The organism is Streptomyces guryensis, from assembly GCF_021261325.1.
Classification (GTDB): Bacteria; Actinomycetota; Actinomycetes; order Streptomycetales; family Streptomycetaceae; genus Streptomyces; species Streptomyces guryensis.
Genome location: NZ_JAJSBI010000001.1, coordinates 198,338 through 219,841, shown reverse-complemented (window position 1 = coordinate 219,841; position 21,504 = coordinate 198,338). Strand labels below are relative to the sequence as shown.

The following is a 21,504-nucleotide window of genomic DNA, read 5'->3' as shown; positions in this document are numbered from 1 at the left end:
GCAGGCATGGCCAATTTCTCGAAGTCCAGCGCGCCGCAGTTCTCGATGGACGTGTACCAGAACGAGTACCTGGCGGAGGGCGGCCGCGAGGTCAACGCCATCGTCACGGTCACCGCCACCGGCGGCGGCACGGTCGGCAGCGCGGTCGCCGCGCCCCACCTCTACGCCTCGGGGCAGGGCCCGTCCGCGGGGGTGGCGATCATGGTCGACTGCTCCGGCTCGATGGACTACCCGCCCACCAAGATGCGCAACGCCCGCGACGCGACCGCCGCCGCGATCGACACCCTGCGCGACGGGGTGCGCTTCGCGGTGATCGGCGGCACACACGTCGCCAAGGAGGTCTACCCGGGCGGCGGGCGCCTGGCGGTCGCCGACGCGGCCACCCGCGGCCAGGCCAAGGAGGCCCTGCGCAAGCTGAGCGCCGGCGGCGGCACGGCCATCGGCACCTGGCTGCGCCTCGCCGACCGCCTGCTCTCCTCGGACGAGGTCGCCATCCGGCACGGCATCCTGCTCACCGACGGCCGCAACGAGCACGAGTCGCCGGAGGACCTCAGGGCCGCCCTGGACTCCTGTGCCGGACGGTTCACCTGTGACGCACGTGGCGTCGGCACCGACTGGGAAGTGAAAGAAGTCACAGGGATCGCCTCCGCCCTGCTCGGCACCGCCGACATCGTCGCCGACCCGGCCGGCCTGGCCGCCGACTTCACGCGGATGATGGAGACGGCCATGGGCAAGGAGGTCGCCGACGTCGCTCTGAGGCTGTGGACGCCGGTCGGCACCGCCATCAAGTTCGTCAAGCAGGTCGCGCCCACCGTCGAGGAGTTGACCGACCGCCGCACCGAGGCGGGCCCGCGCGCCGGGGACTACCCCACCGGCTCCTGGGGAGACGAGTCCCGTGACTACCACGTATGCGTCGAGGTCCCGGCCGCGGGCCTCGGCCAGGAGATGCTCGCCGCCCGGGTCTCCCTGGTCGTCCCGCAGCCCGACGGCAGCGCGCAGAACCTCGGCGCCCAGGGTCTCGTGAGGGCAGTGTGGACCGACGACATGGCAGCCTCCACGTCGATCAATCCGCAGGTCGCCCATTACACCGGGCAGGCCGAACTGGCACAGGCCATCCAACAAGGGCTGGATCTTCGCAAAGCGGGCGATATGGATGGAGCAACGGCCAAACTGGGCCGGGCCGTTCAGCTCGCCAGCGCCTCCGGAAACGCGGATACTGCGAAACTGCTTGCGAAGGTGGTGGACGTGGTCGATGCCGCGACAGGTACTGTGCGACTGAAAGCGAAGGTCGCGGACGCCGACGAGATGACTCTCGAGACACGGTCGACAAAGACTGTTCGTGTAAAGAAGTGACGTAGAGGTTTCCTGAAGAGAAGCTCCCTGAGCGAGACTTCCTGGGCGAAGCTTCCTGAAGAGAATTCCTGAAAGAGAGGGGGAAGCGCCGACATGCCGACCTGCCCGAACGGACACCAGTCGGGTTCCGACGACTGGTGCGAGGTCTGCGGTCACCGCATGGCGGGTGCCGTGCCTCCGCCCCCTCCACCGCCGCCCCCGCCCGGCGGCGGCTACGGCTTCCCACCGCCCGGCCAGGGCCCTCAGCCCGGCGGCCGTCCGCCGCTGTCCGCGGTGCCGGACCACGAGCCGGAGCTCTGCCCGCAGTGCCGCACGCCCCGTGAGGGCGGTGCGCCGTTCTGCGAGGAGTGCCGGTGGAACTTCCTGACGAACACCGCGACCTCGTACACGCCGGCCGCCCCGCGCCCGCCGGCGCCCGGCGGCCCCTTCCAGCAGCAGCCGCCCGGACCGTCGTACGGCGGCGGTGACTCGTACGAGTACCAGGGCTCGCGGCCGTCCCAGGTGAACCGCCCGGCCGAGCCGATCCCGCCGAGCCCGTTCGGCGGCGAGCCCTCGGGCCCACCGAACCCGTTCGGCACCGAGCCTCCCGGTCCGCCGAGTCCCTTCGCCGACCGGTCCGGCTTCGGCCCCGACCCCTCGCGTCCGGTCCCGCCGCCGCCCGGCCCCACACCGCACGCCGGCCCCGGCGGTCCCGGTGGCCCCGGTGGCCCCGGTGGCCCCGGCGGCTACGGCGGCGCCCCGCAGGCGTTCCAGCAGCCCGGTCCGCCCGCCTACCCGCAGGAGACGGGACGTCCGCAGCAGCCCGGCGGTCCGTCCTTCGGCGGCGGCGGCGGTGACGACGACTGGGTGATCTCCCCGCCGTCCGGCGGCCCCGGTGGCCCCGCTCAGGGCGGTGGCTACGGCTACCCGCAGCCCGGCCCGACCCAGGCGCCCCCGCCCCCGCCCAACCCGGGGTTCCCGCAGACGCACGGCGGGCCGGTGACCTGGACGGCCACCATCGGTCCCGACCGCGAGTACTTCATGGCGATGATGCAGCGCTCCGGCCCGGAGGCCGCGGGCCTCAACCTGCCCGCGTACTCGCCTGAACAGCAGCGCACCCTCAGCGGCAACCAGATCACCATCGGCCGCCGCCGGCACTCCACCGGCGACACCCCCGACATCGATCTGGCCGTGCCGCCGGAGGACCCGGGCGTCTCGCACCAGCACGCGGTGCTGGTGCAGCAGCCGGACGGGAGCTGGGCGGTCGTGGACCAGAACTCTACGAACGGTACGACCGTCAACGGCTCTGATGAGCCGATTCAGCCCTTTGTGCCGGTGCCGTTGCGGGATGGGGATCGGGTGCACGTGGGTGCGTGGACGACGATCACGGTTCGTCGGGGTTGATGCCGTCTTTCGGCTGCGGCCCCGTTGTGGCTGGTCGCGCCCACGCGGCGGAGCGGCCATCGACACAGTCCCGCGCCCCTGTCGGGGCGCCCCCGAACCGGCGGGTTCATCGGAGGGGCCAGTTGTACGGTCCCTCCGGTTTGTCCAGCCATGCCCACGCTCGGTCTGCGTCGACCGTGATGCCGTAGCGCCGGCGCTCTGGCTGGTTCTCGCGGTCCCAGACGGCGAAGGCCTCATGGGGATCGAGGGTGCCGCGGGTCAGAGCCAGGAGGAAGCGGAACAGTTCGTGGTCTCTGGCCCGGCGGGGGACGGCGTCGAGATCGAGCGTCTCCGGGTCGGGGCGGGTCTGGCCGCGCAGCGGTACGAAGTAGGCCGGCGTGTGCAGGAAGCAGCCCTCGGCGTGGGTGGCGTCCACGACCGTCAGGACGATCAGGCCGGTGGCGAGCGGCGCCAGGATGCGGGCGCCCGGCTTGCACTGGGCGAGCCAGGCGCGCGGGATCGAGGTCAGGGTGCAGGTCGCGATGATCCGGTCGAAGGGGCCGCGTTCGGGGACTCCGCGCGTGCCGTCCCCGGTGACGACGGCCGGGTGGTATCCGGCGGCGGCCAGGTGCTGCCGGGCCGACTCGGTGATCTCCGGCTCCAGGTCGACGGTGGTGACCAGGTCGTCGTCTCCGAGCCGGTGGGCCAGCAGGGCCGCGTTGTAGCCGGTGCCCGCGCCGATCTCCAGGACGCGGTTGCCGTCCTCGACCCTCAGCTCGGCCAGCATCCTCGCCATCAGCGACGGCTGGCTGCTGGAGGAGAGCAGCTCGCCGTCGCGCAGCCGCGTGGCCAGCGGGGTGTCCTCGTAGGCCCCTCGCATCCAGCGCTCGCGCGTCCGCGGATCGGGGCTCTCGCCCCATCGCCGCTCGTAGCCCCCCACGACTCCGACGTAGTAGTACGGCACGAAGAGATGGCGCGGGACCGCTTCGAACGTCTCCTGCCACACCGGGTCGTCGTCCCAGGCCCCGCTCGTGTCGATCTCCCGCACGAGCGCCGCCCGCGCGGTCGCGGCGAGGTCGTCCAGATCCTTGTCGAGAGCAGCTGCGCCCATACGTCCACTGTCCTGCGGGACGGGGCACGAGGCGAGTACCGGAGCCACCGGATCCGGAATGTCCGCTCCTCTGGCCGGGGACGGGACCTAAGCCTCAAGTCCTCCTCCGCCCGGTCTGAGAGCATGGGGAGCGTGAATGAGATTCGGCGCGGCACGCTTCAGGAGCAGACCTTCTACGAGCAGGTCGGCGGGGCGGACACCTTCCGCCGCCTCGTCCACCGTTTCTACGAGGGTGTGGCCGAGGACCCGGTGCTGCGGCCCATGTACCCCGAGGAGGACCTCGGCCCGGCCGAGGAGCGCCTCACGCTGTTCCTGATCCAGTACTGGGGCGGTCCGACGACGTACAGCGACAACCGCGGCCACCCCCGGCTGCGCATGCGCCACGCCCCCTTCACCGTGAACCGCGAGGCGCACGACGCCTGGCTGCGGCACATGCGGGACGCCGTCGACGAGCTCGGCCTGTCCGAGGAGCACGAGCAGCAGCTGTGGAAGTACATGACGTACGCCGCGGCCTCGATGGTGAACGCCCCGGACTGACCGGCAGGGGTACCAACGGCATCCCTGTCTTCTTCTTCGTCTTCTTCTTCGTCTTCTTCGAGGTCGGCCTGATCATCCTGATGTACGGCGTCGCCCGCGACCGTGCGCACATCGCTGAGGTGAGGGGCTCGCCTCTGACCGCACCGCCGTGGGCGTCATCGGCTCCGGGCTCCTGGCCGCGCTCCGGCCGCTGGCCGGAGGACGTCTACCGGACGCTGACGTCCAGGGCACCGAGCCCCGCCCGTCGTACGGCGATCGACCCGTACGGCGTGCGCAGCCGCAGCCAGGCACCCGACGAGACCAGTGCCAGGTCGCCCGCGCCCTGCGTGGACCGGAGGAACCCGAGCGACTGCGCCGCGTGCGCGGCCCGTACCGGAAGGCGGGTGTCCCCGACCGTCCGGGACCAGATCTCCCGTCCGATGCGGTCGAGTTCGGCGCGGGTTCGCAGCTCCGGCGCCAACTCCTGTGTACGGGAACGGAATTCGGTGACGGCCGCGCCGACCATGGCCCGCAGGGCGTCGGGCGCGGGCAGCCCCGGCTCGGGCCGCCATCCGCCGCGCGGCGGAAGGACACCCGCCCAGGGCGGCCCGGTCACCGCCGCCGGAACGCCGGCCGTCGCGGCCGACTCGTCCACCGTCTCCAGGAGGTCACCGGCGGACACGGTCACGTCGAGCGTGACGTCGAGCCCCTTCTCGTACGGCTTGGCCAGCCGCACCGCGCGGATCGCCAGCACCTCGAAGGACGGCGGCCGCCCGAAGACGGCGAGCGCGGTCCCGGCGGCCTGGAGGCGTACCGCGGCCGCACGGTCGTAGTGAAGCAGCCGCGAGAGGAAGGCCGCGAGGTCCGCCGCCTCCCCCTCGTCGGCAAGGTGGAGCACCGTCATGCGGCGGCGGCCCCCTCCTCGGCGTCGTCCCGGTACCCCTCGAGGAACTCCCGCTCCCCGGGGGTGATCCGGCGCGGCCGCTCCGTCTCGAAGTCGAACGGCACGACGACGGTCGAGGCCCGTACATAGACCTGGTCTGCGTCCTTCACCTCGTAGGTGACGGTGAAGGACGCGGCCCTGATCTCGGTGACCCACAGCTCGATGTCCACCGGTTCGGGCCGGTGCACGAGCTGCCGCTTGTAGTCGATCTCATGGCGCGCCACCACGGACCCCTGCCTGGACTCCTTGCCCCGCAGGGACAGGAAGTCGATGCGGGCCTCCTCCAGATACCGGAGGAAGATCGCGTTGTTGACATGGCCGTACGCGTCCATGTCCGACCAGCGCAGGGGGCAGCGGTAGATGTGACGCAAGATCGATCAGCCCCGGGTCAGCTTCTTGTAGGTGGCGCGGTGCGGACGCGCGGCGTCCGGTCCGAGCCGCTCGATCTTGTTCTTCTCGTAGGACTCGAAGTTGCCCTCGAACCAGAACCACTTGGAGTCACCCTCGTAGGCGAGGATGTGCGTGGCGACCCGGTCCAGGAACCAGCGGTCGTGGGAGACGACCACGGCCGCGCCCGGGAACTCCAGCAGCGCGTTCTCCAGGGAGCCGAGGGTCTCGACGTCCAGGTCGTTCGTCGGCTCGTCGAGGAGCAGCAGGTTGCCGCCCTGCTTGAGGGTCAGGGCCAGGTTGAGGCGGTTGCGCTCACCACCGGAGAGGACGCCGGCGGACTTCTGCTGGTCCGGGCCCTTGAAGCCGAAGGCGGACACGTACGCCCGGCTCGGCATCTCGACCTGGCCCACGTTGATGTAGTCCAGCTCGTCCGACACGACGGCCCACAGGGTCTTCTTCGGGTCGATGTTCTCGCGGCTCTGGTCGACGTAGGAGATCTTGACGGTCTCGCCGACCTTGATGGCGCCGGAGTCCGGGGTCTCCAGACCCTGGATCATCTTGAAGAGCGTGGTCTTGCCGGCACCGTTCGGGCCGATGACACCGACGATGCCGTTGCGCGGCAGCGTGAAGCTGAGGTCGTCGATCAGGACCTTGTCGCCGAAGCCCTTGCTGAGGTTGGTGACCTCGACGACGATGCTGCCGAGCCGCGGGCCCGGCGGGATCTGGATCTCCTCGAAGTCCAGCTTCCGCATCTTGTCGGCCTCGGCCGCCATCTCCTCGTAGCGCGCGAGACGGGCCTTGGACTTGGCCTGCCGGCCCTTGGCGTTCGACCGCACCCACTCCAGCTCTTCCTTGAGCCGCTTGGCGCGCTTGGCGTCCTTCTGCCCCTCGACCTTGAGACGGGTCTGCTTGGTCTCCAGGTACTTGGAGTAGTTGCCCTCGTAGCCGTGCAGCCGGCCGCGGTCGACCTCGCAGATCCACCCGGCGACGTTGTCCAGGAAGTACCGGTCGTGGGTGACGGCCACGATGGTGCCGTCGTACTTGGCGAGGTGCTGCTCCAGCCAGTTCACCGACTCGGCGTCGAGGTGGTTGGTGGGCTCGTCGAGGAGCAGCAGGTCGGGGGCCTCAAGCAGCAGCTTGCAGAGCGCGACGCGGCGCCTCTCACCACCGGAGAGGTTGGTGACGGCCCAGTCGCCGGGCGGGCAGCCGAGCGCGTCCATGGCCTGCTCCAGCTGGGCGTCGAGGTCCCAGGCGTTGGCGTGGTCCAGCTCCTCCTGGAGCTTGCCCATCTCGTCGAGCAGCGCGTCGGAGTAGTCGGTGGCCATCAGCTCGGCGATCTCGTTGAACCGGTCGAGCTTGCCCTTGACCTCGGCGACGCCTTCCTGGACGTTCTCCAGGACCGTCTTGTCCTCGTTGAGCGGCGGCTCCTGGAGCAGGATGCCCACGGTGTAGCCCGGCGACAGGAACGCGTCACCGTTCGACGGCTGCTCCAGCCCCGCCATGATCTTCAGAATGGTCGACTTACCGGCACCGTTCGGACCGACCACACCGATCTTCGCGCCGGGCAGGAAGTTCAGCGAAACATCGTCAAGGATGACCTTGTCGCCGATTGCCTTGCGCGTCTTGCGCATGGTGTAGATGTACTCAGCCAAGAGAAACCGTCCGGCAGCTTGAAATCTGGCAGTGGGCAGATACACCCCATCTTGCCTGAGGTCCAGCCTTGGGTGGTAACCCATATGGCTGGGGGGCTGTGACCTGGGGTTTCGCTGCCGGTGTCGGCGGCTGCTCAGGCTCCGGGGTGCTGGTGCGGCTGCTGCGGCTGCCCGTATGCCTGGCCGCCGGGAGCGCCGGTGGCCTGTGTCTGGAGCTGCTCGGCCTGTTCCTTGGTCAGCTTCTGTTCCGTGCCACAGAAGGTGCACTGCGTGGCGTACCTCGTCGAGACGGGGAAGAGCGGCACGAAGAACAGCGTGAATTTGGTGACGCGCTTCCTGAGTGTGTGTGCGGCAGGGTTGCCGCACCCTCCGCACACCAGCGTCAGTATCGCGAGCTGGTACAGGTATCCCTTGGTGCCAAAGATGATCACGGGGTCGGCCCTTCTCGGGTCGGTGTCTGCCGCGGGGTGGGAGACGCTGACCGCGATCTTCTCGCAGATTTGTCGTCGCCGTTCACCCTCGGGAGCCGTTGGGTCAGCAGCAGGGCAGTCACGGCCGCCGCGCCCACCACCCCGGCCGACCGGAAGGTGCGCGAGGAACGCCAGGACAGGACCGACCACCGGGACTGTGCGGACAGCAGTGACCCCGTGCTCAGCCATGATCCGGCCGAGATCAGCGACAGCGCCGAACCGATCGATCCGACGGAGAGCGCGCTCCCGATCGAGGCCACGGACAGGGCCGAGCCGACGGACCCGATGGACAGCACCGACCCCACCGAACCGATCGACAGTACCGAGTCCTGCGACCACAGGGACAGCACCGAGCCCGAGGAGGTGTGCCGCGCCGGCGGTACGGATGGCTTCGTCATGGGCCCATCCTGGCCGTCAGTGCGCGGGGCTCCATGCGTATGGACGAACACGTCCTGGAGAGGCGCGAGTTGGGGAGGCGGCGGATCCGTTCAGCGCAGGGCCGCGGCGAACTCGGCGCGGTGCGCCGCCGTGTAGTCGTGCTCGCGCCAGGACCAGGCGATGCGAGCGGCGACCTGGTCTTGGTCCGCGCGGTGCGGCCCGGGGCGGTCGAGGTAGCCGTGCCACCAGCGGGCGTTGCGGGCCTGGCGGTCCAGCATCGCGTCGATCAGGACCGGACCGCTCGGCGGGGCGAGGCCGTAGGCGTCGGCGAGCAGCCGTACCTGGGCTGCCTGGATGCAGACCGGTCCTCGGTCGGGGCGTGACGAGACGCACCATGTCCAGGCCATGTAGCCCAGGTCTTCGAGCGGGTCGCCGGGCGCTGCGGTGTCGAAGTCGATGAACGCGGCGGGCAGGTCGTCGTGGAAGCCGAAGACGACGTTGTTGGGGCCTGGGTCGTGGTGGCACACCACAGAGGCCATGCCGGTGAGATCGCTGGCGCGGGTGGCCTCGTGCAGCTCGCGCAGCAGGGTGCCGGCCGCGGTGATCTGCGGGTCCGTCCAGCGCCGGAAGCGGGACGGCACCCGTCCGGGGAGGTACGTGAGCACGTCGCGCCCCTTCTCGTCGGCGCCGAGGTGGCGGGGTGCGCCGGTGAAGCCGTACCGCTCGAGGTGGGTGAGCAGGGCGCCGGTGAAGGCGGAGGACTCCGTCGCGGGCCGGCGCACGGTGTCCCCGACCCTCACCACCCCTTCCGTGACGCGTCCCCCTGTCAGGGGGACTTCCTCGTCATCGCGGGGCGCCATGCCGGGACACCGGTTCCTCCGGGGGCTCAGTCCTGCGTCGGTGCGTCCTTCTTTCCTACGAGCACCAGGGCCGCGCCGCCGATCACCACCAGGGCGATGGCGATACCCGCGATCAGCGGGGTCGTGCTGGTGCCGCCGGTTGCGGCGAGGTTGGTGTCGTCCGCCGTGCCGCCCACCGTCGCGGGGCTGGGTTCGCTCAGGACCTGGATCGCGTTGCCGCTCTCGGCGTCGTGCGTCCTGCAGTCGAGGATGCCGGTGAAACGCTTCTGGAGGCCACCGGGTCCCGTGATCGTGAAGTCGTAGGGCTGGTCCTCCTGCAGGGGGATCGTCACCGTGCGGGTCTCCCCCGCCGGGATGCCGTGCTCGATTCCCATCAGCTCGAAGGTGAACGTCTCGTCGCCCTGGTTGGCAGCGGTGATGTCCACACCCCTCCTGGCGCAGTTCTCCATGGCGGACAGGGCCGGTATGGCGCCCTTCTTCGCCCAGGTCGCACTGGCCGTCGCCGAGACCGTCGACTCGCTGGAGCCGGCCAGGATCTGCGTCTGGCTGCGGGTCTCGGAGGCGAAGGCGCGGCCCACCGGCACGGTGGTCGAGGCCTGCACGGTGATGTCGGCCGAGCCGGTGGCCGCGCCCTCGGGGACGTCGAAGAAGACCTGGCTGCCGTCGGCCGCGGAGGTGAGGGGCTTGCCGTTCTTGCCGACGATCCGCACCCCGCTGGTGGCCGCGTCCGCCGGGGGTGTCACGGTCACGCCGGTCGCGTTGGTGTGCACGGTCACCGGACCGAGCAGCTCGCCGGGGTGGCCGGAGACCGCGGGCGGATCCAGCGTCAGCGACGCCTCGGGCTCCGCCACGTCGAGCGCGCTCTTCTGCAGATAGTCCGCGAGCTTCTCGGCCTGCGGGCCGACGGCGTCGACGTCGGCGTGGTCCGAGTAGCGCCAGATGGCCACCTGGGTCCCGGCCGCCGCGTCCTGCTCGGTCAGGCCGCCCTTGACACCCGCCTTCGCCGCGAGCGTCGCGAGGTCGTTGACCTGCGGATAGGAGTGCTGCAGGATCCAGCGGATCTTCCCGGCGCTCTTGTTGGCGCCCAGCGAGGTGCCGCTCCAGGCGGTCTCGTGGTACTTGGCGTCCCGCTGGGTGGGGTTGTGGATGTCGACGCAGTACGTCTGCAGGGTGCCGCCGCCGTCCACGGACATCTCGAAGAGGCCTGCCGAGACCTGCTGGTCCCCGGTGTTCTCATGGATCACGGCGGTGCCGTACGTCTTCAGGCCGCCCATGGTGGCGGTCGCCCCGCCCTGGCTCTGTGTCGTCTCCTCCGCGGTGGCCGTGCCGGCTCCGGTGAGCACCCCGAGGGCCACGAGACCGGACACCAGCGTCGCGCAGGCGAGACGCACGGCCCCTCGCCTGCGTACGGACAGCGCGGAGAAAGAAGAAGACACCAAATTCCCTTCGAGCAGGACCCATTGACGTGGGGGTGCGGTCCCACCAGCAGAATCAGAAGCCCCGAGAGCGCCGAGAGCTATGCCCGGCATCCTAAGGACGCGGCGCACCCTGCCCGCCGGTCATACCGTCGGACAAGCGATCCGACTCGGAATCGTTATCGCCAGACGGCCCATGAGCAGGGCTTATCGACAAATCCACCGGACTGTTCGGAACGCATTCGCCGATAAGCCGCAGTACGGTCAGCTCGGGGCACGGTCTGACATCACGTCACCGCAGCTGGTTCCGGCTCCCGTTGGGCCGATGTGCCCCCTGAAACGCCGGGCGGAGTCTCCCAGTCGGGCTCGGGCTGCTGGGGCGCCGCGGCGGCGGTATCCGTTTCCGCCCTGCCCGGCCGCCGGAAGGCCGAGGTCCCACGTGTGAGGTCGTGGCCGATCGCCACCGCCTCAAGGTCCGCCGAGGTCCAGTTCTGCCCCTCGCGCGGTTCCGAACGCACCTTGAGCCTGCCCTGCACGATGACGGGATCACCCACGTCGAGCGACGCCGTCACGTTCGTGGCCAGCTGCCGCCTGGCCCACACCGTGAAGAAGTTGGTGTGGCCGTCGGTCCACTCGTTCTTCTCGCGGTCCAGATAGCGCGTGGTCACCGCGAGCCGGAAGCGTGCCGACGGCCCCGACGCCAGATCCCGGAACGCCGGCTTCGTCGCCACGTTCCCCACGGCGCAGATGATCGTCTCGTTCATCACGACCCCCTCCCTCGCCCGGCCGGCGGGGCCGGACGGACATGCCTACGGGCCCGTCCCGTACGGCTGCGTCTGCCGCGGCGACCGCGTCCCTCGCGATCGCCGCACCGCCAGACTGCCTCCGTCGGGCCGAGCCCGCTGAGCACTGTGGACCGTCCCCCGGCTGTGGAGAACTCCGTCACCCGGACGAGTGAGGCCAGGACGACCCCGACGAGTGATCATCTACAGAAAGGCTCACCGTCACCCTCCGGGGCCCACCGCCTCGTCCGGGTGTCACCGGAGCCCGGTCTTCACCCCCGTCACCCGCCCGTACTGCTCCCGCACCTCCCGGTAGCGCAGCAGCTCCGCCGCCACCGGATCCAGCACCCGGGCCCGGCCGCACCCGGCGGCCGCCTCCCGCAATCGCCGTTCCGCGTCGGTGCCGTAGCGCCGGGCCGGTCCCCGCGCCGCCATCCGGCAGCTCCACTCGACGATCGGGCCGCCGATGATGCCGGCCGCCATCAGCAGCACCGGCACCCCCAGGTTGGGTGCCATGAACCCGATGATCTGCCCCAGCAGCCACAGTCCGCCCACGACCTGAAGGATCGTCATGGAGACCTGGGCCATGACGGCCAGCGGCCACCAGCCCGGCCGTGGTGGCCGGCCCGGCGGCAGACCCGCCCGTACCGCCAGTTCGTCGAGCGCCTCGGGCAGCCCGTGGGAGCCGCGTACGGCCGCCTCGCGCACCGCCTGTGCCCAGGGCGCGGGCAGCCCGGTCGAGGCGCGGTCGGCGAGTGTCCGTACCGCCTGCTCGACGCGCTGGCGTGCCGTGACCTCCTCGTCCGTCTGAGTCGGCAACGGCACCCGCCCGGTGGTCGGTTCGGACCGGTCCCGGTACCAGCGCCACAGCCGCAGCCAGGGCGTTCCGCAGGCGCGGTTGGCGTTGCGCAGCCAGGCGCGCTCGGCCGCCTCGCCGGCGGCGGAGGCCCCCACCGCGTCCGCGAGCCGGGCGGAGAACTCGTCCCGCGCCTCCTCGCTCATCCCGGTCCGCCGCCGGGCGGCGTAGAGGGGCCGCAGCTCCGCCGCGGCCGCGTCGAGATCGGCCGAAATTCGCCGCGCCGGTGCGCCGCGTTCCGCCACGAACTGCCCAAGTGCCTCACGCAGTTCACCGACGCCGTCCCCGGTGAGCGCGGACAGCGCGAGCACGGTGGCGCCGGGATCTCCGTACTCGCCGAGCGCGATCCCGTCCTCGTCGAGCAGCCGCCGCAGGTCGTCGAGGACCTGGTGGGTGGCCTCGCCGGGCAGCCGGTCGGTCTGGTTGAGGACGACGAACATGACCTCCGCGTGCCCCGCCATGGGCCGCAGATAGCGCTCGTGGAGGATGGCGTCCGCGTACTTCTCGGGGTCCACGACCCAGATGACGGCGTCGACCAGGGCCAGGACCCGGTCCACCTGTTCGCGGTGCTGCACGGCCGCCGAGTCGTGGTCGGGCAGGTCGACCAGGACCAGCCCGCGCAGCTGCGCCTCCGTCTCGGGGTTCTGCAGCGGGCGCCGCCGCAGCCGGGGCGGGATGCCGAGCCGCTCGATGAGGCTCGCCGCGCCGTCGCTCCAGCTGCACGCGATGGGGGTCGCCGTGGTGGGCCGCCGTACGCCGGTCTCCGAAATGGGGACCCCGGCCAGCGCGTTGAACAGCTGCGACTTCCCGCTGCCGGTCGCGCCCGCGATGGCGACGACGGTGTGCTGCCCGGAGAGCCTGCGCCGCGCGGCCGACTCGTCGAGCACCCGGCCGGCCTCGGCGAGCGTCTGGCCGTCGAGCCGGGTGCGGGAGAGGCCCACGAGTTCCCGCAGCGCGTCGAGCCGCGACCGCAGCGGACGGTCGTAGGTGAGCGGGACCGCCGGCTGGACGCTGAGCGCCCGCGTCTCCACGACGGGGACGTGCTCGGACCCCGTGTTCTCCTCGGTCGCGCGGCGCGCGATCAGCCCGTCGTCCCAGGCGCTCGTGGAGTCCGTACGACGGGTGGTGGCGCCGTCCACAATGCGCGCGTGGCCGCCCTTGTCACGTACGCCTGCCTCCCGCTCGACGGGCTCATGCTTCGCAGCTCCGTCTGCTCCGGGGAGGCCCTTGGCGCTCTCTTCTGGGTGCTCGGCCCGGCCCGTGTGGTCCTCGTCAGTGACGGCAGTCACCGGTCACCTCTCCTTCTGCAGTACGGACAGCGCGGCGATGAGTTCGGCCTGGGGTTCGGGGTGGATCTCGAGTGCGTCGAGCGGTGCGAGACGGCGCTCGCGTTCGGTGTGCATGACCCGGTCGAGGTGCTCGGTGAGCAGCCGTCCGCCCCGGTCGCGCAGCCGCAGCGCCCCGTGCGCGCCGATCCGCTCGGCGAGCCCTTCGCCGGCCGAACGTGCCCGGCGGCCGCCCAGCAGCGCGGTGGTGACGAGGACGGCGACGACCTCGGGGTCCGGCGCGACGTTGCGGTCGAGGTCGCGGACCTCTTCCTCGGCGTACTCCTCCAGCTCGCGCCGCCATCGCCGTACGGCCATCCCGATACGGTCCTCGGCGCTCTCCAGGGCCGGTTCGTGCTCCGTCAGCTCGGGGGCGAGCGCGGCGGGTTCGCGGCCCCAGGCCTCCCGGATGCGCTCGTCGGCGGCGGTGACGGCGCACAGCAGGAGCGTGGCCAGACTCTCCACGAGCGCGTCCAGCAGCTCACCGGCGGAGCAGTCCAGGGGGAACGCGCGCCACCGTTTGAGGGCGTCTCCGGCGAGTACGGCACCGGCCTGCAGCCTCCCCCGCACGCGCGCGTGCTCGCTGTCGTACGCCCCCTCGACGGCGTTGGTGAGCCGCAGCGCGGCCGCGTACTGGGCGGCTGCGGCGCCGGCCAGTTCGGGCAGCCGGGTCTTGAGGGAGTCGAGCATCCCGTTCGCGGTGCGGGCCATGGCCTGCTGCCGGGCGGCCGGGTCCTGCGCCAGGTGCACGAGCCAGGTCCGCAGCGACGCCACGGCGGTGGCCGGCAGCAGCCCGCTTCCCCAGGCGGACTCGGGCAGTTCGGGCACGGTGAAGCGCGGCACGTCGCCGAGCCCGGCCTTGGTGAGCAGTGCGCCGTACTGCCGGGACACCTCGGAGACGACCTGGTGCGGCACTCGGTCGAGCACCGTCACGAGGGTGGCGTCGTACTCCTTCGCGGTGCGCAGCAGATGCCAGGGGACGGCGTCGGCGTAGCGGGCTGCCGTGGTGACCATCACCCAGATGTCGGCCGCGCAGACGAGTTCGGCGGCCAGGACGCGGTTGTCGGCGATCAGGGAGTCGATGTCGGGGGCGTCGAGGAGGGCGAGCCCTCGCGGCATCGTGTCGGCGGTCTCGACGCGCAGCACGCGCGCGGGGTCCTCGCCGGGGAGCAACAGGTCCTCCCCGGCGTCCTGATGGGGAACCCACACGCGCGTGAGGTCGGGCAGCACGCGCATCCCGCTGAACCAGTGATGGTCCTCCGGGTGGCACACCAGCACCGGTGTCCGCGTGGTCGGCCGCAGCACGCCCGCCTCGCTGACCCGGCGCCCCACGAGGGAGTTGACGAGAGTCGACTTGCCGGCTCCCGTCGATCCGCCCACGACGGCCAGCAAGGGCGCTTCGGGCTCCCGCAAGCGGGGCACCAAGTAGTCGTCGAGCTGCGCGAGCAGTTCGTCGCGGTTGGCACGCGCGCGTGGAGCCCCGGCCAGGGGCAGCGGGAAGCGTGCGGCGGCGACACTGTCGCGCAGGGCGGAGAGTGCGTCGAGCAACTGAGGCCGTACGTCCAAGGTCACCACATGCGGAGAATGCCCGATTTTAGGGGAATTCTGAAGCATATGAGCATGTCTGCGCGCCGATAGGACACAAGGGACGGAAGGGACGACTGGGACACGGGCACAGTCCAGGCATAACGAGTGCACAACACCCGGTGCGCGAGAGCCCAAAAGCGGTGCACGATTCGTACCTGCCTGCGATTATCAGGACCGCTTCACCGAACCTCCACATCGAGCCACGGAGGCGAAGCAACAGGGACAAGGACACGGGAGCCCTATCCTTGTCCCCGGCAACGTCACGGATCAGCCCACACCGGGGCACCCACGACAGCGGCCACACACCGGCCCCCGTAGCTCAGTGGATAGAGCAGGCGCCTTCTAAGCGCTTGGCCGCAGGTTCGAGTCCTGCCGGGGGCGCCAACCTGTGGTCAGCCCTGCCTGGGCATCGCCGCAGGTCAGCGGGCGAGTATCCCCTGCCAGCGAGGCTCTCGTACGTGTGCCCCTGGGGGAACATGGCGCACACACTGCCCCGGCCTCTCGCTTTAATCGGAAGAATCGCGGGCCAAAGCACCTGATCCGGGAATTGTCCGCCGGAGGCCGCGCCGCAGGTTCGAGTCCCAGGTGGGCACCCAGAACATGGCTGGTCCGTGGGACGCGACCCTGACGCCGGCTCACCTGCGGTAAGGGCCGTACGGACTCCAGCTGTGCATGAAGGGCTCCAGGTCGCTGGACCCGGGCTTGGGCACTTCGGGCATGCGGAGCGGCCGCGCAGGGTGATCAGCAGGGCCACGCCGACGAGGGTGGCGAGCAGGCACACGGCCCACAGGAACGGGTAGTGCACGTGAATCCAGCAGGGATTGCCCTTGCTGTACCGTCCCAGTCCTCCCGGTGCTTCGGCCGGAGGGTTGCCGTGATCACGGCCGCCAGGAGCTGGAATGAGGCCAGCCCGGGCAGAGCGGCCGCGGCCCAGGCGAGTGAACGCAGCTTGCGCTTCTTCCAGTTCAGCCGGGCCAGTGGCGCGATGAGGGCGGCGAGGGACAACGGTACGAGGGCGCCGACACAGACGGCGAAGGAATAACCACCGCCTGGCCAGAACGGGGCGAGCTCACCCCACACCTCATCGCCCCCCACCTGCTCGGCCGCGCCGATCGGCACGATGAGCGCCAGCGCAGCGAGCAGCACCAGGCAGGCGACGGCCCAGCTGAAACCGCCTTGCCTAGGCTTCTCGGCGACAACCCTGCCCGGCCGATGCTCGCACTACAACGTCGCACCGGCAGCCTTCTTTCGGCCCCGCTTGGCCGATCCCCCGCTCATCCCGCGTTCCTCACCATCACATCGGCGTCGTAACCGTCACATGCTGCCCGCTGCCCACGTGCAGCATGACCTGGCCCAGCGTGATGGGGCCGCCAACCATACTGCGGTTGGCGCGGATGCCGATCAGCTCGCCTGAGCCGGACTTCTGCGGCGACAGCAGGATGCGCGGCGGGCCTTCTTCGTATCGACCTGCCAGCCGGAGAAACCGTCGCAGATCTCGTCCTCGTCACCGGCAAGGACAACGGCGAGGCCCTCGGTACCACGCTCGTCGATGCGGTTGAAGACGTCCTCGGCGTCGCAGTCGTCCAGCGCCTCGGCGTCGTCGGCCAGGACCACGATGGGGGGGCCTGGCCTTCGTATCGACGATCTCCTCAAACTCGTCCTCGTCAACGTCTCGGCCGGTGAAGACCTCCACCACGCCTTCCTGACCGTCGAGTTCGCGAAGCGGGAGGAGCGCGGGGCCGCGACGACCAGGCGCGAGGCAGGAGTGCGCGAAGCCTGAAGGCGCGAGCCTCCCACAGCTTCAGCGAGGTACTCGACGTGGGAGGTGCCGACCGCGAGACGGGTGACGTCGGGAATCGCGAACGCTGCGGCGACGCCTGCCTGCAGCGCGCTGGTCTGCTGGTCTGAGATGAGGAACGTGGAAGTGTCCGCCGTCTGCCAGATCGGGTCGTCCGCGTTTCCCGCGAAGGGAGCCATTCCCCATAGCTCGATCCCTGTCCGGTTAACGAGTTCGTCCACTGCGCTGAGGATCCCAGCGGATCGGCCGGGGCCGGGACGTCCTCACCGCGATCGACCTCGCCCCCGAGATCCATCGACAGGTATGCGTTCGCTGGGAGCCCGAGGTCCGTTCTGCTCGCGTCAGCAGTGGGGGCCCGACATGCTGTAGGCGTAATCGGGTGTCCGAGCGCCACCGAGCCGAGAGCACACCCCAGGTCATTTGGCGACGACCGCCATGGGCGGTGAGACGGCCGCCTGCCGGGGCATGGACGGCCAGGCCCACACGGTGGCCGGGGCTGGCCGCTGGGGCCACCACCAGCGCGCCGCGTGTACAGGTGGCGGGGCGGCCCCCGAACGGGGCCACCCCTACCAGGAGGTTATCGAAGGACAAACTACCTACGTAGCTGTAGAGAATCGGCGCTTCAGCCGATCGAGGCTATTTTGGCGCCACATTTCTCGATCAGCCATTCCAGCGCCTGCATCGGAACGCGTTCGTTAGCGGCAGAAAGCGTCACTACCATCTCTCCGCTATCACGCAAAGAGTATCCGCCGATGCGCCAGAATTCGTTACCGAGGGAGAACCAATAGAGCCAATCCAGTAGCTCCCACCCTGCCGCATCTTCCATTTCGCTTCGATTTTCGACCGACGCTCGGCGCCATTTTCGTAGCCACGCCCGAGATTCTTGCGGACTCATTTGGTCGGCAAAATTCGCGACCATCCAGCCAGGTATCCTGGTCCGCCAATACGCTTCGGACTCCTCGTCGAGCTTTCCGTCAGGAGGATACTCCTTGAGCGCGTCCAGCACCTCAGCCAGACGGACCAGGGATTCCCTCCCTCCCGTCACGGATACGTTGAGCTGATATTCCAACTCACACCCCTTCCTTCGGAGCCTGGAAGCACGGCTTAGTTCTCCTCTCTGGCCGTTCCGGGGATTATATTATCGAACAGCATCTTCGTTTGCTCTGGACGAAGGCCGTACTGATCCGAATACTTCCTGTCAACTACCAGAGGGCCGTCAGGATACCTTCTCGCCATGCGCTCCGGGACCGCATTATTCCTCAGGTAGTTCAAGTACTCTCGGTCGACCTCGAAGGTGACTAGCCGATGAGTGCCGTCCCCGTATTGATCGACCCGCCTAGCTAGATAGGAGGTAGCTCGACTTTCATTTCCGAAGTTGAGGAATATCGGCTGCTTGGTTGCGTTTTTAATGAGAGGATACCCGTTTTTGATCTTAATGCGGGCATATTTCCCTTCGCCGTCGACTCGATAAACCTTGACCAGGCTAGGCTCGTCTACACCCGGGACTGCCCGAAGGCCGATCAGGGGGCCAAAGAGGGAGATGGTGCGTCCCCAGCTCCTACGCGCCTCACATTGCCAGTGGGCGTCACCCTTGGCACATGGCAGGTTATTCCAGAAGTCTGCTGCAGCCTGTCGCTCTGATTCTTCGGCTGCCTTGATTCCTTGGGGGTCATATGCGGGGTTAGTACCCATCGCATAGATTTTTCGATCGGGCGTAGCATTCGAATCGTCGCCCGGTCCTGCTATGAGGGTGACAGTGACACTGCCAGAGTCGCCGGAGCTACTCGTGGACGCCGTTCCTGAGCCGTTGTAACTCAGGCCTTCTTCCTTGTAGATGGTGTTGGCCGATTTTCGCGGCTTGTGAGGGATGGTCCCGGGTGTGTTGTTTTCGTAGCCAGGGCCGGGCCGGGTGGGGCAATCCACTTGCGCGCACAAACCGGTGGGGTCGGCGCTGGTGACCGGGGTGTTGTTCGCGTAGGAGTAGCCGTTGAGCGACTGGTGTTGATCCAGAGTCAGGAGCGGGTCGACGCTGATGAACTGGCCGATGGTGGGGTCGTATTCGCGAGCCCCCACGTGGGTCAGGCCGGTCGCACCGTCGGCCGGCTTGCCGAGGAAGGCCTTGTCGTCGGGCCAGGACGTCGGCTTGGTGCCCCGTGGGGCGCCGAAGGGTGTGCTGTAGCGCTTGGTGACGGCATACGTGCTCGCGTCGAGGGCGTTGCTGGAGGTGCCGTGCTGGTCGGCGGCCAGGAAACTCAGCTTCGTGCCCGACACCCCGGACGTCGCGGTGCGGACGGCGATGGTCTGACCGTTGGCGGTGTAGGAGCGCGTGCCGGAGGCGGTCTTGGTGGTGCCCTTGGTGGTGAGGTGGAGTTCGGTGTCGGCGCCCAGGTAGAGGACGGTTTCGCCGTCTCCCTTGGCGCGGCGGATCAGCAGGTCGCCGTTTGCGTCGTAAAGGTAGCTGGTCTCCTTGGTGCCTTCGGTGAGCTTGGACAGGTCACCCTCGGTGTTCCAGGCCAGGGTCTGCTGGGCGGTCGGTCCAGGGCGTGAGGTGGCGGCGAGTGCGGTAGGCACGACAGGTGCGGAAACTCCGGACGCGTGCGCTACGCGGCGATGACGGCAACACCCGTCCTGCCCCCGTCGACGTCCACCACTGTCCCGTGCACGAAGGCCGCTTCGTCACTGGCCAGCCAGACCACCGCATGCGCGATGGCGTCCGGCGTGCCGACCTCCCCGGCCGGGGTGCCCTTCATCATCACCTCGCCCGGATGGGGCTCGCCGTCCTCCGCGGCCGGGGACAGGACTACGCCCGGGGAGACGGCGTTCACGCGGATGCCCATCGGGCCGAACTCAGCGGCCCATGCGCGGGTGAGTGTCTCCATGGCTCCCTTGGTAGAGCTGTAGAGCGCGCCGAGAGGGATGCCCAGGCGGGCGATCCACGAACCGAGGTTGATGATCACCCCGCCACCGGATTCCGTCATGGCCGGCGCTACGGCAGCGGTGAGGAAGAACGGGGCCTTCACGTTCACTGCGTAGACCTCATCGAACGTCTTCTCGTCCGTGGCGGTGGTGGCGGGGGCCGGGTAGATGCCGGCGTTGTTCACGAGGATGTCGATCCGCCCGCCCAAGGTCTCCCGGGCGCGATCGGCCAGGTCCTGGGAGTTCTCCGCGCTTCCGTCGAGGTCCGCTGCCAGGAAGTCGGCCCGGCCGCCGGATGCGCGGATCCGTTCGACGACCTGTGCTCCCCGTTCCCGATTGCGCCCGGAGACGATGACGTGAGCCCCTTCGGCGGCGAACGCTTCGGCGATCGCCTGCCCAATGTTGCTGGTGGACCCTGTGACCAACGCCGTCTTGTTCCGCAGTCGTTCGCTCATGACGTGTTCTCCCTTGTGCGGTCGCGTACGTCTTGCCGTGCGCAGACCACTGTGCGTCGTGGAAAATGGACCAGCAAGTCCAGAAATTCGCGATGAGGAGGCCGGATGCCGAACGCGCGGACCGAGAAGGGTCGTGCCACACGGGCCCGTATCGTCGAGGGTGCGGCCGAGGTGCTGCGCGAGCAGGGCGTCGTCCTCACCACGCTCGACGACATCCGTGGCCGCACCGGCACGAGCAAGAGCCAGCTCTTTCACTACTTCCCCGACGGCAAGGACCAACTGCTGCTGGCGGTGGCACAGTTCGAGGCGGACCGGGTACTGGAGGACCAGCAGCCACACCTGGGGCGGCTGGACTCGTGGGAGTCGTGGCGACAGTGGCGGGACGCCGTGGTGGAACGCTACGAACTGCAGGGCGACCACTGCCCGTTGGGATCGCTGTTCCTCCAGGTGGGACGGGCCGGCCCCGGCGCGCGGGCGATCGTGGCGGGGCTGATGCGGCAGTGGCAGGAGCAGCTCGCGCGCGGGATGCGCGCCCTTCAGGCAAACGGCCTGGTGCCGTCGGGCCTCGATGTGGACCGGACGGCCGCCGCGCTGCTGGCGGGCATCCAGGGAGGCGTGACCATCATGATGTCCACGGGCGACTCGTCCCACCTCAAGGCAGCCCTCGACACCGGGATCGAGCATCTGCGCACGACGGGACGAACCGGATAGTCGGGAGGGTCGGGAGGGGACCGGTGCGTGACTGAACGGGGCACCGCCGTGGCAGTGACCGGCGCCGCGCGCGGTCAGCGGGTCACCGCGGACGCGGTCCGGCGGCCCGCAGCGAGCGCAGTGCCGCCACTCCGGCGACCGGCAGCGCCACCGCCCGCGCCGACTCCAGGCCCTTCGGCACCTCGGCGAGGGCACGGAAGGGGGCACTTCCATGTCACGCAGTCACACCCGTGTCACCGAAGCGCTGAGAGACGAAGCCTGCCCGGTCACCGAGGTGCTCGACCGCGTGGCGGGCAAGTGGAGCATCGGGATCCTGATCGCCGCCGCCCACGGCCCGGTCCGCTTCACCGAACTCGAACGCGCCATCAAGGGCATCAGCCGACGGATGCTCACCCTCAACCTGCGCAGGCTGGAGCGGGACGGACTGCTCGTCCGCACCGTGTATCCGACCGTGCCGCCCAAGGTCGAGTACAGCCTCACTCCCATGGCCCCGGAGCTCCACGCTTCGCTGACCGGGCTGGTGGGCTGGGCCGAGCGGCACCGGTCCGCCATCGCCGAGGCCCGCGCCGCCTACGACACCGTGGCGGAGCAGAGACCCGACTCCGACTGAGCGGGCCGGACGGC

The 21,504-nt window shown here is 69.7% G+C and carries 20 protein-coding genes, 1 tRNA gene and 1 pseudogene; 7 read left to right on the top strand and 15 right to left on the bottom strand.

All coding sequences use genetic code 11. From position 1 onward, the window contains the following. The first annotated feature begins 6 nt into the window (after nt 1–6). Both LJ657_RS01000 and LJ657_RS00995 read left to right on the top strand, forming a co-directional pair. Nucleotides 7–1,353 carry a vWA domain-containing protein gene (locus LJ657_RS01000; RefSeq protein ID WP_232646166.1) on the top strand — a complete coding sequence of 449 codons (1,347 nt, stop codon included), beginning with the start codon at nt 7–9 and terminating at the stop codon, nt 1,351–1,353. Between the two features lie 93 nt (nt 1,354–1,446). Next, the gene (locus tag LJ657_RS00995) at nt 1,447–2,736 is read left to right on the top strand and encodes an FHA domain-containing protein (protein WP_232646165.1); all 1,290 of its coding nucleotides are present in this window, start codon (nt 1,447–1,449) and stop codon (nt 2,734–2,736) included. 106 nt (nt 2,737–2,842) lie between these two features. On the opposite strand, the gene LJ657_RS00990 is transcribed toward LJ657_RS00995, so the two are convergent. Next, the gene (locus LJ657_RS00990; RefSeq protein ID WP_232646164.1) at nt 2,843–3,826 is read right to left on the bottom strand and encodes a methyltransferase domain-containing protein; all 984 of its coding nucleotides are present in this window, start codon (nt 3,824–3,826) and stop codon (nt 2,843–2,845) included. Nucleotides 3,827–3,949: 123 nt separating this feature from the next. Here LJ657_RS00990 and LJ657_RS00985 point away from each other — a divergent pair, with 123 nt between their 5' ends. Continuing rightward, the gene (locus LJ657_RS00985) at nt 3,950–4,363 is read left to right on the top strand and encodes a globin (RefSeq protein ID WP_232646163.1); all 414 of its coding nucleotides are present in this window, start codon (nt 3,950–3,952) and stop codon (nt 4,361–4,363) included. A gap of 205 nt (nt 4,364–4,568) precedes the next feature. On the opposite strand, the gene LJ657_RS00980 is transcribed toward LJ657_RS00985, so the two are convergent. The 10 genes and pseudogenes from LJ657_RS00980 to LJ657_RS00935 form a co-directional block, all read right to left on the bottom strand. Beyond that, the gene (locus LJ657_RS00980) at nt 4,569–5,246 is read right to left on the bottom strand and encodes a DUF8185 domain-containing protein (protein WP_232646162.1); all 678 of its coding nucleotides are present in this window, start codon (nt 5,244–5,246) and stop codon (nt 4,569–4,571) included. Further along, nucleotides 5,243–5,656, bottom strand: coding sequence for an acyl-CoA thioesterase (locus tag LJ657_RS00975; protein ID WP_232646161.1), 414 nt, complete (start codon nt 5,654–5,656; stop codon nt 5,243–5,245). The genes LJ657_RS00980 and LJ657_RS00975 overlap by 4 nt, the downstream gene beginning before the upstream one ends. Before the next feature lie 6 nt (nt 5,657–5,662). Next, nucleotides 5,663–7,327: an energy-dependent translational throttle protein EttA gene (ettA, locus tag LJ657_RS00970; protein WP_232646160.1), complete on the bottom strand. Its 1,665-nt coding sequence runs from the start codon at nt 7,325–7,327 to the stop codon at nt 5,663–5,665. Between the two features lie 134 nt (nt 7,328–7,461). Then, complete coding sequence (locus LJ657_RS00965; protein WP_232646159.1) at nt 7,462–7,758, bottom strand: zinc-ribbon domain-containing protein; 297 nt, start codon at nt 7,756–7,758, stop codon at nt 7,462–7,464. Nucleotides 7,759–7,853: 95 nt separating this feature from the next. Next, nucleotides 7,854–8,195 (bottom strand): annotated as a pseudogene (locus LJ657_RS00960) (hypothetical protein); the annotation flags it as partial. A gap of 90 nt (nt 8,196–8,285) precedes the next feature. Further along, nucleotides 8,286–8,975, bottom strand: coding sequence for a phosphotransferase family protein (locus LJ657_RS00955; protein ID WP_232646158.1), 690 nt, complete (start codon nt 8,973–8,975; stop codon nt 8,286–8,288). An 86-nt stretch (nt 8,976–9,061) separates the two neighbouring features. Next, the gene (locus tag LJ657_RS00950; protein ID WP_232646157.1) at nt 9,062–10,471 is read right to left on the bottom strand and encodes a Cys-Gln thioester bond-forming surface protein; all 1,410 of its coding nucleotides are present in this window, start codon (nt 10,469–10,471) and stop codon (nt 9,062–9,064) included. Nucleotides 10,472–10,737: 266 nt separating this feature from the next. Then, a complete protein-coding gene (locus tag LJ657_RS00945; protein WP_232646156.1) occupies nt 10,738–11,214 on the bottom strand; it encodes a single-stranded DNA-binding protein in 477 nt (158 codons plus the stop codon). 273 nt (nt 11,215–11,487) lie between these two features. Beyond that, nucleotides 11,488–13,227: a YfjP family GTPase gene (locus tag LJ657_RS00940; protein WP_372487797.1), complete on the bottom strand. Its 1,740-nt coding sequence runs from the start codon at nt 13,225–13,227 to the stop codon at nt 11,488–11,490. A 153-nt stretch (nt 13,228–13,380) separates the two neighbouring features. Beyond that, nucleotides 13,381–14,988, bottom strand: coding sequence for a dynamin family protein (locus LJ657_RS00935; protein ID WP_232646154.1), 1,608 nt, complete (start codon nt 14,986–14,988; stop codon nt 13,381–13,383). A 320-nt stretch (nt 14,989–15,308) separates the two neighbouring features. Between LJ657_RS00935 and LJ657_RS00930 the strand changes: the two genes are divergently transcribed. After that, nucleotides 15,309–15,384 (top strand) — tRNA-Arg (locus LJ657_RS00930). A 1,017-nt stretch (nt 15,385–16,401) separates the two neighbouring features. Here LJ657_RS00930 and LJ657_RS48495 read toward each other — a convergent pair. Further along, nucleotides 16,402–16,614: a hypothetical protein gene (locus LJ657_RS48495; RefSeq protein ID WP_308116997.1), complete on the bottom strand. Its 213-nt coding sequence runs from the start codon at nt 16,612–16,614 to the stop codon at nt 16,402–16,404. A gap of 1 nt (nt 16,615) precedes the next feature. On the opposite strand from LJ657_RS48495, the gene LJ657_RS48490 reads away from it, so the two are divergent. Further along, a complete protein-coding gene (locus tag LJ657_RS48490) occupies nt 16,616–16,780 on the top strand; it encodes a hypothetical protein (protein ID WP_308116996.1) in 165 nt (54 codons plus the stop codon). A gap of 640 nt (nt 16,781–17,420) precedes the next feature. Here LJ657_RS48490 and LJ657_RS00920 read toward each other — a convergent pair. Genes LJ657_RS00920 through LJ657_RS00910 form a run of 3 tightly spaced genes read right to left on the bottom strand, consistent with a single transcriptional unit; the run spans nt 17,421 to nt 20,169 of the window. Further along, nucleotides 17,421–17,867: a hypothetical protein gene (locus LJ657_RS00920; RefSeq protein WP_232646153.1), complete on the bottom strand. Its 447-nt coding sequence runs from the start codon at nt 17,865–17,867 to the stop codon at nt 17,421–17,423. A 35-nt stretch (nt 17,868–17,902) separates the two neighbouring features. Further along, nucleotides 17,903–19,369 (bottom strand): RHS repeat domain-containing protein, encoded by a 1,467-nt coding sequence (locus LJ657_RS48855; protein ID WP_372487784.1) that lies wholly within the window; start codon nt 19,367–19,369, stop codon nt 17,903–17,905. Between the two features lie 29 nt (nt 19,370–19,398). After that, nucleotides 19,399–20,169 (bottom strand): SDR family NAD(P)-dependent oxidoreductase, encoded by a 771-nt coding sequence (locus LJ657_RS00910; protein ID WP_232646152.1) that lies wholly within the window; start codon nt 20,167–20,169, stop codon nt 19,399–19,401. Between the two features lie 105 nt (nt 20,170–20,274). Here LJ657_RS00910 and LJ657_RS00905 point away from each other — a divergent pair, with 105 nt between their 5' ends. Together LJ657_RS00905 and LJ657_RS00900 are read left to right on the top strand one after the other, a co-directional pair. Next, on the top strand, nt 20,275–20,880 hold the full coding sequence (locus LJ657_RS00905) for a TetR/AcrR family transcriptional regulator (protein ID WP_232646151.1): 606 nt from the start codon (nt 20,275–20,277) through the stop codon (nt 20,878–20,880). Nucleotides 20,881–21,091: 211 nt separating this feature from the next. Beyond that, complete coding sequence (locus LJ657_RS00900) at nt 21,092–21,490, top strand: winged helix-turn-helix transcriptional regulator (RefSeq protein ID WP_232646150.1); 399 nt, start codon at nt 21,092–21,094, stop codon at nt 21,488–21,490. Nucleotides 21,491–21,504 lie beyond the last annotated feature (14 nt).